This is a genomic window from Thermodesulfobacteriota bacterium, assembly GCA_035559815.1.
Classification (GTDB): Bacteria; Desulfobacterota_D; UBA1144; order Nemesobacterales; family CSP1-2; genus DATMAT01.
Genome location: DATMAT010000020.1, coordinates 87,906 through 102,362, shown reverse-complemented (window position 1 = coordinate 102,362; position 14,457 = coordinate 87,906). Strand labels below are relative to the sequence as shown.

8 protein-coding genes are annotated in these 14,457 nt (G+C 49.1%); 2 read left to right on the top strand and 6 right to left on the bottom strand.

From position 1 onward, the window contains the following. Positions 1 to 16: 16 nt before the first annotated feature. The 5 genes from VNN20_05020 to VNN20_05000 form a co-directional block, all read right to left on the bottom strand. A complete protein-coding gene (locus tag VNN20_05020) occupies positions 17 to 3,208 on the bottom strand; it encodes an efflux RND transporter permease subunit (GenBank protein ID HWP91540.1) in 3,192 nt (1,063 codons plus the stop codon). A 109-nt stretch (positions 3,209 to 3,317) separates the two neighbouring features. After that, a complete protein-coding gene (locus tag VNN20_05015) occupies positions 3,318 to 4,412 on the bottom strand; it encodes an efflux RND transporter periplasmic adaptor subunit (protein ID HWP91539.1) in 1,095 nt (364 codons plus the stop codon). Between the two features lie 139 nt (positions 4,413 to 4,551). Then, positions 4,552 to 7,686, bottom strand: a complete 3,135-nt coding sequence (locus VNN20_05010; GenBank protein ID HWP91538.1) for an efflux RND transporter permease subunit — start codon at positions 7,684 to 7,686, stop codon at positions 4,552 to 4,554. 22 nt (positions 7,687 to 7,708) lie between these two features. Continuing rightward, positions 7,709 to 8,839, bottom strand: coding sequence for an efflux RND transporter periplasmic adaptor subunit (locus tag VNN20_05005; protein HWP91537.1), 1,131 nt, complete (start codon positions 8,837 to 8,839; stop codon positions 7,709 to 7,711). A gap of 137 nt (positions 8,840 to 8,976) precedes the next feature. After that, positions 8,977 to 9,585, bottom strand: a complete 609-nt coding sequence (locus VNN20_05000; protein ID HWP91536.1) for a TetR/AcrR family transcriptional regulator — start codon at positions 9,583 to 9,585, stop codon at positions 8,977 to 8,979. A gap of 170 nt (positions 9,586 to 9,755) precedes the next feature. Here VNN20_05000 and VNN20_04995 point away from each other — a divergent pair, with 170 nt between their 5' ends. Next, positions 9,756 to 11,267, top strand: coding sequence for a TolC family protein (locus tag VNN20_04995; protein ID HWP91535.1), 1,512 nt, complete (start codon positions 9,756 to 9,758; stop codon positions 11,265 to 11,267). Between the two features lie 204 nt (positions 11,268 to 11,471). Here VNN20_04995 and VNN20_04990 read toward each other — a convergent pair whose 3' ends face one another. Further along, positions 11,472 to 13,592 (bottom strand): sodium-translocating pyrophosphatase, encoded by a 2,121-nt coding sequence (locus VNN20_04990; GenBank protein HWP91534.1) that lies wholly within the window; start codon positions 13,590 to 13,592, stop codon positions 11,472 to 11,474. Positions 13,593 to 14,007: 415 nt separating this feature from the next. Between VNN20_04990 and trxA the strand changes: the two genes are divergently transcribed. After that, entirely contained in the window at positions 14,008 to 14,337 is a 330-nt protein-coding gene (trxA, locus tag VNN20_04985) for a thioredoxin (GenBank protein ID HWP91533.1), read from the top strand. Positions 14,338 to 14,457 lie beyond the last annotated feature (120 nt).

Below are 14,457 nucleotides of genomic sequence, written 5' to 3'. Positions count from 1 at the left end.
TATCCGCCCGAGAAACCTAAAAGAGCGACATCAGCTTTGACGGCAATTGACCGAGGGTGTGGCGAAGCCTCGTCCAGTTGTTGGCGGCATTTTCCTTGGCATCCCAAACAATCCCAAACACCGCCGGTACCAGAAAGAGGGTGAAGAGGGTAGAAACCACGAGCCCTCCGACTACGACGCTTCCCAATCCTCTATACAACTCCGAACCGGAGCCGGGGAACAAAACCAGAGGAAGCATACCAAAGACGCTTGTGGTCGTGGTCATAAAAATCGGCCGGACACGGGTTTTTACCGACTCAGCCACGGCATCTTTTAATTCCATTCCCTCCTCACGTATGTTGTTGAGGGCCTGATGTACGATCAAGATTGCGTTGTTCACCACAACTCCAATCAATATCACAAACCCGAGCATGGTAAGAACATCGAGCGCCTGATAAATAAAGAGGTTCAAGATAGCCAGCCCGAGAAAGCCGCCCAGCGCGGCGAGCGGAACACTGAACATAATGACAAAAGGATAAAGGAAACTCTCAAAGAGAGAAGACATCAGGAGAAAACAAATTGCCGCAGCCAGGAGGAAATTCCACTGGAGTGCTTGCCGGGTAACGGTCAGGTCGTCTGCCGTCCCGGTGAGGATGACGTTATAAGACCCGCCCAGCTCACCAGCCTGGCGAAGCGGTGTTATGATCTCTCTCTCGATTGTTTCAATCGCCGATTCGAGCGGCATTTCGTCGGGAGGTATTACCTGAATAGCAATCGTCCTCTGGCGTTCGTAGTGATTTATCTGCTCAGGACCAGTGGTTACCACAACATCCGCCACCGAGCCGACGGTTACCATCTCACCGCTAGGTGTATTAATCATAAGGTCTTCGATATCTTGGGTTCGGCTCGAATATATATCCTCTCCACGAAGCACTAGGTCAATCTCATCCCCTTCGACCAGATAATCGCTCACCTGTGCACCGTCTACCAGGGCGTTAACCGTGAATCCCAGCTCCTCGTTGGTTAAGCCTACATCCGATGCCCTTACTCTATCGGTCACAACCTGCACCTCTGGGCTCCCCAGGTCAAGGCTGGGAATGGGCCTGGCTTGACTGCCGGGTATTTTTTGCATTACGCCAAAAAAGGCCTTTTGCCCGATGTCCACGAGTTTTTCCAGCTCGGGACCGGTGATCTGGATGTTGATGGAGCGTCCCTCGCCCAATCCCCTCTGGAAAAGACTGGACTGAGTGACGACCGCAATCATGCCCGGAATTTTGCTGAGAGTTCGCTGCATCAACGGAATCAGCTCACGAACCTTGTCCGGCTCCTGGGCGACGGCACCCATGAATACCTGACGTCCCCGGGCCACGTAGAAAAAGTTCTCTATAGGAGGAGCATCTAGTTTTGCCGCCTCGGGAGAACCTGCTTTTGCTTCCCAATAAGGTCTCAAGTCCTTCTCAATTTGCTCACCTATATCAGTGAATTCCTGGATGTTATATCCGGGAGGAGGAAGAAGTATGCCGAAGATAAGATTACGATTTCCCTCGGGCAGGTATTCGGTCTTGGGCATCATAACCCAGCTAAGAAGAAAAGCGCCAAACGTAAACCCACAAACTACCCCCATACGAAGCTTTGGGTCGGCCATGATGCGGCGAACCAGGTTCGTCACTCTGTCTGCAAATACTTGGGCGAAGTCGACATAACCCCAAAGGTTTGATAACGATTTACCCTCTTTCCCCCGGGCAATCTTCAATATCTTGGCAGAAATGGCCGGAATTACCGTGATAGAAACGATAAGGCTTAATATTACGGAAACGCTTATGGCAATGGCAATATCTCGAAAGAGCTGACCGGCCTGTTCCTCGATGAATATGACCGGAAGAAACACCGCTGCAGTGGTGAGAGTGCTTGCCAGAACTGCGCCCCAAACCTCTACTGTTCCATCATACGCCGCCCTGAGACGTGATTTTCCCATCTGCATGTGGCGGTAAATATTCTCCAAGACGACTATGGAGTTATCCACGACCATTCCTACGGCGAAGCTCATTCCGGCCAGGCTTATAACGTTTATGGTCCTGCCCAGGAGCGCCATCATCACAAAGGTTCCGATGACACTGATCGGGATGGCGGTGGCGATGATCAGAGTGCTGCTTCCGCTTCGCAGGAAGAGTAAAAGGACCGCAATAGCCAAGCATCCTCCTATTACCAGGTTATGCTTTACCAGGTCTATTGCACTTATAATGTATCCCGTTTCATTGTATACGTTGTACAAGGTAATACCGCGGTCTTTCAAGATTCCCCGGTTAAGCTCATCCATAGCTTCTTTGAGCCCGGCCATGACCTCTATAGAATTAGCCCCGCTTTCCTTAATCGCATTAATGGCAATAGCCGGCTCACCGTTTTGACGGACAGCGTACTCCTCGTCTTTGTATCCCAATCTGACCCTGGCCACGTCCCTTATGTAAACAGGCGCTCCGTTTTTTCGGGTGATGACCACGTCCTCGATATCCTCCGGAGATTTGTATTCTCCTATGGTCCGGACGACGTATCTGCGTTTTCCTTCATCGAAATCCCCGCCGCTATAGTTATCATTTTCCTGGTCAATTGCCCTGGCCATCTCTAGCATGGTGATATTCCGTGCGGCAAGGGCATCAGGGTCGACAATTACCTGCATCTCTCGTTCCCGTCCGCCGAATACGTTTGAGGAGCCGACCCCGGGAACCCGCTCAAACCTAGGTTTTATATAATCCTCTGCAAAGTCGTGAAAATGGTTGATGTCAACGTTATTGCTGGGTAGCGGCTTAAGAATGAACCAGGCCATAGCGCTTCCCCGTACATCCGTACTGCTTATTACCGGCCGGTCGGCCTCTGCCGGATATTCCCTCACCTGGTTTAATTTATTCGATACATTCACCAGTGCAGCATCGAGGTCAGTTCCCACCAGGAATTCTAGGACGATAGTCCCTCTCCCATCCTGGCTTTCACTGGTCATCTGGACCAGGCCCTCGACCGTCTTTAACTCGTCTTCCTGCTTCCGTACGACCTCGGTTTCCACCTCCTGCGGGCTGCCTCCCTCCCAGGTGGTGTCAACAGTGATAGTAGGTTTTTCGACATCGGGCGTGAGCTGGACGGGTATTTTGTAAAGGGAGATGACCCCAAACATGACCACAAATATCACACCAACCGCTACGCTTACCGGTTTTTTGATTGATGTGTCGACTAGCTTCATTGCCCTTGGCCCTCGACCTTACATGACTAACGATTAATTCAAATTAGCAGGATCAATACGATGCATGATCACGATTTAACTTGCATCTTTCATCCTTGATCATGTGCTTTCATCCCTTTTTCTCCGGCACGCTGTCTTGGTTAATTATATTTACCGGCTGGCCGGGTCTCAGTCTCTCATTCCCGCGAATTACCACAAGTTGACCGGTTTGAACCGGGCCTATGACCTCTATCAGGTTTTTATATGCCATACCGGTAGTTACGGGCATTGGTTCTGCTGTTCCGTTATTCACGACATAAAGAAGTCTATCGTTGCCATTCTCCACGATAGCGTCCTTGGGAACAAGCTTCACCAGTGACGGTTCCCCAATCAGAAAGGAAACCCGGGCAACCATTCCGCTCTTTATAACATGGTTTTTGTTATCCACGACCACTTTAACCGGAAAAGTACGGGCTCCCTGAGCCGCCTGTGGAACAATCGAAGTCACCTGTCCTTCTACCTCCAACTGGGGAAGGGCATCGAAGTTCACCTTCACGCCGTCTTTTAACTTGATCTGGCTAACATAGCGCTCCGGAACATCGACTTTAATCTCAACCGTGTCCATATCAATTAGTTCGACTACCGGTCCACCCTCGGCAATCCATTGCCCTATCTCGGTGTATTCCCTAATCACATATCCGTTAAAAGGTGCCACAATCCTAGACTTGGAAAGGTCGTACTCGTACCGGTCTATCTGAGCCTCTAGTTGAGCCACCTGCGCTGACCAGGCATTTCTCTCCGATTCCATATCCTGAAGTTGTTGCTCTGAAGCTACGCCTTTTTGGCGAAGTTCTTTGAAACGGGCATAATTTTTACGAGCGAGTTCAAAACGGGCCAAGGCCTCGTTTTTTGCCGCTTTGGCCTCGCGTAGCCTGATCATAAGAGGCTCAGTCTCGAACTCTGCAAGTACATCACCCTTTTTAACATAGTCACCCTCTTTCACCGGAAAGCTTTCTACAAGCCCAGCTATCTCGCTAGCCACTAAGCTTCTCTTGCTCGGTTCGACCGCCCCCACCAGTCTAACCGGCTTTTGGAGTCTTTGCTCTACTACTTTTGATACCACTACTGGCGCCGGCGGCTCCTGGGTCCAAAGCTTATCATCTGAAAGCAGTCCGAATACGCTAAAGGCTAATGAGAGAAGGAAAGCAATTCTTTTAAACCGCATTTCTACCCCTAAAAAATTAGATACGGCTGGAGAATAACCAAAAGATTCGACCGAAGAGCTTCATAATAATTCCACATCATTTAACTTTTTGAATAACACTTTTGATTTCTATGCGTTCTCACCCTATTACGAAATTAAGCTAACGTGGAACCAAAGTTTCTCCAGTAGTTTTTCCCCGAATCCGCGATATTAATCGAGACAGAGAGAACTTACCCATTCTCCCCTGAATTGAATCCATGTATGTATAAAACACTGGGGTAAGGTAAAGAGTGACAAGCTGTGAAAAGACCAACCCCCCCACCACAGCTATACCCAATGAACGGCGGGATTCTGCTCCGGCTCCGTGGCTTAATGCAAGCGGCAAAGCACCGAATAGAGCAGCCATCGTGGTCATCATAATGGGACGAAACCTTACCAGACATCCCTGGTATATCGCTTCCATTGGGCTTTTTCCTTCCTTCCTCTGGGTTTCCAGTGCAAAATCAATCTGCATTATGGCGTTTTTCTTCACTATCCCTATGAGCATGATCAGGCCTACAAAGGAATAAACATCCAAATCGATGCCAAACAAGAGGAGGGTAAGCAAAGCGCCAAAACCGGCAGAGGGAAGACCGGAGAGGATGGTAAGCGGATGAACGAAGCTCTCGTACAGGATGCCCAGAATCATATAAATAACCAGTATGGAGAAAATGAGGAGAAGCCAGAGCCCCTGAAAAGACGCTTGAAATTCCTTGGCCACACCTTGGAATGAAGTGCTTATAGTGGCCGGCAATACCTGGCGAGCAACGTCATTGACCTTTTGCACCGCCTCTCCCAGAGATACCCCCTTTTTTATATTAAAAGAAATGGTAACCGCCGGAAACTGCCCGTAGTGGTTTATTGTCTGCGGGCCGAGGTTCTCGGTTATCGTCGCCACCGCATCCAATGGAACAAGGTGCTCATTGGATGAGCTTACATAAAGCCGAGATAACGCCTCCGGGTCCATCTGGTACTCCGGCTCCAACTCCATGATTACACGGTACTGGTCTTCAGGAGCGTAAATGGTCGATACCCATTGATTCCCATAGGCGTTATTGAGTGCCGTGGCCACCTGTTCCGCAGTCACTCCGTGTGCAGAGGCCTTATCCCGCTGGATCACCACGTTTATCTGTGGATTCCGGTTCTGGAGGTCGCTTGTTACGTCGTCTAACTCCGGGAGGTCGCGTAGCCTGGCTTCTAGGACCGGAGCAAATTTATAGAGCTCCTCGATATTCAAGCTTTGAAGCGTGAACTGATAAGAGCTTTTTGTCAGTTGCCCTCCTATTCGAATCTCAGGAGGGTCCTGCATAAAGACCTTTATTCCGGGAATCTCGGCCAGTCTAGGCCGTAACTGCCCGATTACCTCCTCTGAACTCGGACGCTCTGAAAGTGGGTTCAAGTACAAAAACATGCGACCCTGATTGGCATTACCGCTAGAGCCGCCCACGGTCGAGAAGAAATTCCTGATGTGCGGGTTTTCTCTAACAACGTCAACCGCCGCTTGTTGTAGCTTCGCCATCTGTTCATAAGAGGTTCCAGGCGGGGATTCGGTAATTGTCAAGATGGAGCCTTGGTCCTCGTTAGGAATGAATCCTTTCGGTACGACGATAAAAAAGTACACTGTAACAATTAAGATGACACCGTTTATTGCCATTGTGGCCAAGCGGTGCTCGAGAACCCGGCTTAAGCTCCACTTATAGGCACTGAACATACCGTCAAAAAAGCGCTCGGTAATCCCATAAAAGCGTCCGTGTCTCTCCTCGGCCGGTGGGCGTATGAAACGACTGCAAAGCATCGGCGTCAGAGTCAGGGAGACAAAACCGGAGATCAAAATAGCCACGCAGATGGTCACGGCGAATTCATTGAAGAGCCGGCCAACTACCCCGTCCATGAAAAGAACAGGAATAAACACCGCCGCAAGTGAAATAGCCATAGAAACTATGGTAAAGCCGATCTCCCTGGAACCAGCTAGCGCTGCCTGGAGGGGTTTCTTTCCCATCTCCATGTGACGAACTATATTCTCGAGCATCACGATAGCGTCGTCCACCACAAACCCGATAGCCAGAATCAACGCCATCATGGAGAGATTGTTGAGACTGTAGCCGAGTGTATACATAACTGCAAAGGTGCCTATTATGGACATAGGAAGCGCTAAGCTGGGAATAACGGTAGCGGAGAGATTACGTACAAAAAGAAATATGACCATGACTACCAGGCCGAGGGTTAACATCATGGTGAATTTGACCTCGCCAATTGACTCGCGTATCGACTGGGAGCGGTCATATCGCATATGCAACTCAACAGAGGAAGGCAGGTACGATTTGAGTGTGGGCAGGAGTTCTTTAACAGCGTCTGCCACGGCAACGGTGTTGGTTCCCGGCTGACGCTGTACAGCCAGAAGCACCGCCCGTCTACTACCGTCCTTATCTATGTAGGTGGCAATGGTCTCGTCATCCTCGACACTGTCAATAACCTTTCCCAGCTCCTCCAGTCGCACAGGTGAACCGTTGCGGTAAGCTACGATAATATCACGGTAAGCATCGGCTCTATACAGTTGACCAGTAGTCAAAATGGTGAATGCCTTGTTAGGCCCGGACAGCGTGCCTGTAGGGAGGTTCACATTCGCCTCCCGTAGTGCCTCCCCCACTTCATCGATTGCAATGCCCCTGCTGGCCAGGGCATCGGGATTTAGCTGTATACGCACGGCGTATTTCTGCGCCCCGAAAATCCGGACCTGCGCCACTCCTCTGACCGTAGAAATACGCTGGCCCACGATGGTATCCGCATACTCGTTGAGCTCCCAGATAGGAAGTGTCCTAGAGGTCAGCGCGAGGTAGAGAATAGGCTGGTCGGCAGGATTTACCTTTCTATAGCTAGGAGGTTCCGGCATACCAGGGGGAAGAAGGCGAACGGCGCGGGATATCGCCGTCTGAACATCTTGAGCAGCCGCATCAATATCCCGGTCCAGGTCGAATTGCAGCGTAATCTGAGTGGACCCTAGGGAATTTACAGAGGTCATGTTATCTATACCCTCGATGGCAGAAAACTGCCGCTCTAGCGGGGTAGCAACAGAGGAAGCCATTGTTTCGGGACTGGCACCTGATAGGTTGGCGGATACTACAATGGTCGGGAAGTCAACATTTGGGAGGTCATTTATAGGAAGTAGCCTGTACCCAGCAATGCCGAAAAGCAATATTCCCATCATGACGAGCGTCGTCATAACTGGTCGGCGAATAAAGGGGCCAGAAATATTCATGGGCATATTTCCCGCTTAATTTTCAAATACTGCCCTTTCGATTGGTTAATCCAGAATTGTCTTGATTGCTGCCCTCAACACTGTTCTTAATCTCAACTTTGACACCGGGAACGAGCTCAAGCTGTCCGGTCGTAACCACTTTCTCCTCAGGCTCAAGCCCCTCCGAAATCACCACATCCTGATCCAATCTGCTACCTACGACAACTGGCCTAGATTCCACAGTTAGGTCCGGCTTGACTACAAAAACAAATTCGCCATCTTGGCCCGTTTGCACTGCCCGTGATGGAATCACGACTGCATCTTTTAAAGTGGTGATTGTCAACGCCACGTTGACGAATTTGCCCGGCCAAAGAAGCTCACTTTCGTTGGGGAATAACGCCTTCAGCATTATAGTCCCGGTCGTAGAATCTACCTCGTTGTTCAAAAATGTGAGTTCGCCACTAACCGGATTATTCAGGTCTGTGGGAATCGCCGCCTCGACCCTCAATTTCCCACCCGACGCCATGTGTTTTCTGATTTCTAACAACTTCTGTTCCGGGACGGAAAAGGTTACGTATACAGGCTTAATTTGGTTTATTACCACCAGAGTTGTCTGGTTGGCTTCGACAATATTACCCGGGTTGACCATGAGCCTTCCCAAGCGTCCGCTAATAGGTGAACGAATATAGGAATACTCCAGTCGGAGCTTCGCATTTTCTACGGTGGCCTGGCTGGCCTTGACTGTTGACCGTAGGGTCTCAAGGTTGGTGCGGCTCTGTTCGTATTCCCGCTCCGAGACTATCCCTTTTTTGAATAACTCCCTGTAACGATTTACATCCGATTCCGCTTCTTTCATCTGGGCTATGTCCCTTGCCAGGTTGGCCTGTGCCTGCCTTAGCTCCGCTTCAAAGGGGCGAGGGTCAATCGTGAAGAGAAGATCTCCTTCTTTGACATCGTTACCCTCTTTGAAATAAGCACGTGCCAACTTTCCTTCCACCTGCGGTTTGATTTCCACGGTGGAGTAAGCTTCTACATTGCCAATTATTCGCAGTTTTAAGGGAATATCTTTTTGAGCGGCGGTGGCTATAGTAACTGGTACCGCATTTCCCCTATTTCCCGACTGGTCTGAATTTTCAGGGGGGCGAGTTTGCCCGTTTGAACACGCCCATAACAAAACTGAGCACCAAAATATCGATAAAAATAACGTCGCTGGAGAACAAAACATCTCGTTCCTTGTCATTTCACAGCCCTTTCTGGCCGGTTACAATCCCGACAAAGTCATCCTCGCCCGGCATAAATTTAACCTCACCCTCAAACGCTTTTTATTCCGTCGAGAAAGATTTTCACGAAAGTTTCAGCCACTTCCTCTTTCTCCGGCTGTCTTCGTCTCTTTTCCCCAAAGAGTTCCTGTCCCACTATGTAATTGGAAACCATACCCATAAACGCCCGGGCAGCAAGAAGAGGATTTAACTTCTTGAATGCTCCTTCAGAGATTCTCTCTTCGATGTAGTCGGTAAGAACCATTGTTATATATTCCACATAGGTATCAAAAAACATGTCGGACAACTCATGGCCCTCCAGCGCACTGAAGTAAAGTAGGCGCATGAAAGTGGGGTCCTTTTCCACACAATCGAACATCCTGAGGGCGATAGTTTTGAAGATGAGCCAATCGTCCTTTGTACCCCTGTAAGCCTCGATATGCAACTCGATGCCCGGTTCTTCCTCGATCTTTCTCTCGATTATTGCTCCATAAAGGTCCCTCTTCGTAGAAAAATAACGAAATATGAGGGCCTCATTAACGCCAGCCTCTTCCGCTATCTCTTTCGTCGTGGTTCCGTTAAAACCCCTTTCCGAAAAAAGCCGGATCGCCGTCTCCAGAATCTTGTGCCTGGTGCTTATTTTTATCTTTTCTGTTGACATTTTTTTTATCTCGGTAATCTTATATAGTAAGTAATCACTTACTTAGGAAATTACCACCTGCCATGCAGAATGTCAAGGAAATCAGCCTTTGATAATCAAACTCAATCTAGGAAAAAGCTCCGCTTTGATATAAATTTAGCAATTCTCACACCGGAAGGAGGAAAAGCTACATGACCGAAACCATATTTCTGATCCTTCTCTCGTTGTTAGGAAGTCAGGACGCACTCAATCTCTCGCTTCAAGATGCTAAAAGAATGGCTTTAGAAAATAACCGTGACATACAGATTGAGAAAAAGAATGTAGAGATTTCCGCCGGAGAAATAACCACACAGAAAGGTGCATTTGACCCGGTCCTGAACCTTAGTTCGTCTTATACAGATGCTAAGATACCCACAACCAGCACCTTTATTGAAAGCGGCGTTATTAACGAAAACGAATTCGTCGCGGAGAGTGGAATCATAGGAACTCTTCCGACTGGGACATTCTACAACATTCTCAACTTTTCCCTAAGCAGGACCAAAACAGACTCACCGATCGAGGACTTAAGCCCTAGCTGGTTCACCAGTCTCAGCTTCAGCATCGGACAGGAGCTCCTCCGAAACTTTGGACTCGACGTAAACCTTGCCCCTTTAACCGTAGCTAGAAGATCGAACGAAATATCGGTAAAACAGCTAGAGGTAACCGTCTCAGATACCCTGCTCAGGGTCGAAGAGGCTTACTGGTTAGTCGTAGCCGCACGCCAGGACCTGGAAAATCAGAGGACTGCATTAGAATTGGCAAAGGATTTGCTAAGAAGAAACGAGATCCAGGTGGAAGTGGGTGTTCTTCCGCCGGTAGCGGTTACCGAAGCCAAATCTGAGGTGGCGAATAGAGAAGTGGACGTCATCAGCGCCGAAAATACACTCAGAGCAGTAGAGGACAGACTAAAAAATATCTTGGTAATACCACTAACCCAGCAAATTTCCCTTACCGATGAGCCCACCGATGTAGTCAGGTCTTATAATGAGGTTGAGGTTCTGGAAGAAGCATTAGAAAAAAGACCGGAGATAGAACAGGCAAAACTGGATATTGAAAACAAGGAGACGGAAAAGAGGTTTTTCTCAAACCAGAGACTTCCAAGCCTCTCCGTTCAAGGAACGATAAACCTCCAGGGATTAGGCGGAGATGAAAACCCAAACCGCCTGAGTTTTGAGGAAGAGCCCGAGCCCATACCGCCTCAATTTGACCAGCCTGGGGACGCGTTCAGAAATTTGTTTGACGGCGAATTTCCGACCTGGCAGATTCTAGGGGTCTTTAGCCTCCCCATTTTTAACTGGACAGCCAAAGGCAACTACGTCAAAGCCTCGGCCAACTTAGATAAAAGCGTTATAAGCTATAAGAAGGTTACCGACGACGTCACGCTGGATGTGAGAAATGCCGTAAGGGAAATCGAAAATAGCTTGAGAAGCATAGAGGCGGCCAGGACGACGGTAGAGCTTCGCAACGAGGTGGTTAGAAACGAGGAAGAGAGGCTTAATGTGGGAATTGGAACAACCAGGGACGTGATTGAAGCACAAAGGGACTTGGTAAATGCTAGGACAGAGCTGATAAGGGCTATCGCCAGTTATAACATTGCCCTGGCACGGCTTGAGCGGGCCAGGGGGACTATAATGGAGGCAAGTGGAGTGGAGATAAAAGAATAGTTCATGCCATATCTACGACACCGTGTCCGCAATTGTATTCGTCCTAGTCCTTATTCCTTATTGATGAATGAACACAAGATTCACCCCTACGATAAACACGCTTTCCCTTATAGCCTGTTCTCAAGCAGACAATTGCAAGGACACCCAAACAATAAGGACACAAAATAATAGGGCGGGGGCAAGACCCGCCCCTACCTATTTCTGCTAAATAAACAGCGGCGCAAGTACTAAAGTAATTGTGGAGAGAAGCTTTATAAGGACGTGGATTGACGGGCCGGCGGTGTCCTTGAATGGGTCGCCCACCGTGTCGCCCACCACGGCGGCCTTATGAGTTTCTGACCTCTTACCCCCGTACATGCCTGTCTCTATATATTTCTTGGCGTTATCCCAAGCACCGCCGCCATTATTCATCATAGTTGCAACCAGGATGCCCCCGATTGTTCCCACCATGAGAAGCGCTGCTACGCTCTCTGCACCTAGACCAAATTGCTTGAATATGATTCCCACCACGATAGGCATACCGACGGCCAGAATTCCCGGCGGAACCATCTCTTTTAGCGCGCCTTTTGTAACTATGTCCACACACCGGGCATAGTTTGGTTTTGAAGTTCCCTGAAGGATACCCGGATTCTCCTCAAATTGGGCCCGCACGTCGCTTATCACGTAATACGCCGCCCGAGCCACCGCCCTTATGGCCAGGGCGCTGAATAAAAATACGAGCATCGCCCCCAGTAAACCACCCACGAATACCTCGACCTTAGCTATATCTACGGTGTGAAAGGCTTTTCCGGTTAGATGCGTCACCTCATCCAGATAAGCAGAAAAGAGCAGAAAAGCCGCCAGCGCCGCAGACCCTATTGCGTATCCCTTGGTAAGAGCCTTGGTGGTGTTGCCCACGGCATCAAGTCTGTCCGTCTTGTTCCTGACCTCTTCGGGCTGCTTGCTCATTTCCACTATGCCCCCGGCGTTGTCGGTAATCGGCCCGAATGTATCCATGGCCAGGATGTATGCCGCCGTCCCCAGCATACCCATGGTGGCGATTGCAGTGCCGTAAAGCCCTGCTCCGGTCGTTGAAATATCGGTAAACTCCTTAAGGCCGTAAACGCCACAGTAAAACGCTCCGACCAACGCGGCAGAGATAGCCAGCACTGGAAGCGCAGTACACTCAAGCCCTACTGCCAGACCGGCTATGATGTTCGTGGCCGGTCCGGTTTGAGACGCTTCAGCGATGAACTTCACCGGGCGATACCTGTACTCGGTGTAGTATTGAGTGATATAGACGAAGACAATACTGGTCACAATTCCTATCACCCCGGCAGCGAACAACCAGAGGTTGTTATTCAAGAGTAAATACGTAGCTACATAAAACCCTATAGCTGCCAATATACAAGCAACATAGTATCCGCGATTGAGGGCAGACATTGGGTCCTCCTTGTCATCTTTCAACCCGACCATGCTTATTCCCACCATGCTGGCGATTAGGCCAAATGCACGAGCCACTAAAGGGAAAAGGATTCCTTTGATGCCGAAGTGAGGAAAAAGGGCCACCCCAAGGATCATCGCTCCGATGTTTTCTGCCGCCGTTGACTCAAATAAATCAGCGCCACGGCCGGCACAGTCACCGACGTTATCACCCACCAAGTCGGCAATTACTGCCGGATTCCTGGGGTCGTCTTCGGGGATTCCCGCTTCTACCTTTCCCACTAGGTCTGCCCCGACGTCGGCGGCCTTGGTGTAAATTCCGCCGCCAAGCTGGGCGAAAAGTGCAACAAAACTCGCTCCAAACCCGTAACCGACTATTAGAAATGGAACCCTCTTCACCACCTCCGGGTCATCTGCCGAACCCCCGTATAGGACAAACAGAATTCCTACCCCCAGAAGACTCATCGCTACTATGGTAATTCCGGAGACTGCTCCGCCCCGTAACGATATTTTGAGGGCCCGGTCCAGGCTCGACCTCACGGCGCTGGCCGTGCGGATATTCGACCTTATTGAGATCCACATCCCGATATAACCGGCAAGTGCAGAGCATCCGGCTCCGAAAAGAAAGGCAACCGTGGTTCGCCAAGCCAGGTCATGGTCGCCCTTGGCAAACCAGTAGAGCACGAAAATGAGAACGGCAAGGGCAATGCTCAGCATTATGATCGTGGAGTACTGTCTCTTGAGAAAAGCCTCGGCCCCCTCTTTGATAGCGTTACTTATTTCCTGCATTGCTGATGTCCCCATGTCATTACCGAGGACAAACTTCGCCAGATATCCAGCATAAGCCAGTGAAATCACGCTTATAGCCAGAACAAGCACGAGTAGTATGTGACCGAACTCCATATTTTTTCCTCCTTTTTTCTTCTGTCTTTATCGATTTTATCTTATTACTTCATATTGTCAGAGAGTAAGAAAGAACACACTACTTCTTGGGTTGGATATAATAAATGGCAAGATGATAGCATTGCCGGGAAAAGTAAACCCAGAATTTAGCTCGTGTATTTAATCGGCTTGTTGGTCTTGATTGGGGCAAAAACAATTTTAAGCCTTTACCCTCCTGGGGGAAGTTATGATAGCTAAAAAAACAAAAGTTACAAGTAGCCTGACAACTCTTGATAATTCTAGTGGATTTGGCACCTTAGGGGCAAGCTGCAGGGTGCTCCTATTCTACTATATAAGTTAACACCGGCCAGTCCCTTGAACGGCAGTTTCAATTTCAGCTATAATAATGTACAAACTTTTTCAAGGAGACTTTGGAATGGCCAGTGCAGACACGGTAGAATTAAAGGACTCAACCTTTGAGAACGAAGTTTTGAAAAGCGATAAGCCTGTTTTGGTTGATTTTTGGGCCCCTTGGTGCGGCCCGTGCAGAATGATTGCTCCCGTTGTTGAAGAAATTGCCAGTTCCTACAGCGGGCGGCTCAAGGTGGCTAAACTGAACGTCGACGACAACCCAGAAATCACCATGAAATTTGGGATCAGAAGTATTCCTACCCTTATTTTATTCAAGGATGGAAAAGCACTAGAACAGATTATAGGAGCTGTTCCCAAGAGCGAGATAGAAAGGGTAATTAAGAAAGCCCTTTAGGCTTTTTCATCTATTCCTATCCCTCGTAAATAGAGAGTGAAGCGAAGAGTAAGATTTTACCTCCTTCCGGACCTGCTTTCACATACTTGGCTTAACCTCAGCCCTTAATACAAATTTGGG

Excerpts from the sequence above, each read along its gene's own strand:
- VNN20_05020 (HWP91540.1), bottom strand. The coding sequence starts at position 3,208 with ATGAAGCTAGTCGACACATCAATCAAAAAACCGGTAAGCGTAGCGGTT.
- VNN20_05015 (HWP91539.1), bottom strand. The coding sequence starts at position 4,412 with ATGCGGTTTAAAAGAATTGCTTTCCTTCTCTCATTAGCCTTTAGCGTA.
- VNN20_05010 (HWP91538.1), bottom strand. The coding sequence starts at position 7,686 with ATGAATATTTCTGGCCCCTTTATTCGCCGACCAGTTATGACGACGCTC.
- VNN20_05000 (HWP91536.1), bottom strand. The coding sequence starts at position 9,585 with ATGTCAACAGAAAAGATAAAAATAAGCACCAGGCACAAGATTCTGGAG.
- VNN20_04995 (HWP91535.1), top strand. The coding sequence starts at position 9,756 with ATGACCGAAACCATATTTCTGATCCTTCTCTCGTTGTTAGGAAGTCAG.
- VNN20_04990 (HWP91534.1), bottom strand. The coding sequence starts at position 13,592 with ATGGAGTTCGGTCACATACTACTCGTGCTTGTTCTGGCTATAAGCGTG.
- trxA (HWP91533.1), top strand. The coding sequence starts at position 14,008 with ATGGCCAGTGCAGACACGGTAGAATTAAAGGACTCAACCTTTGAGAAC.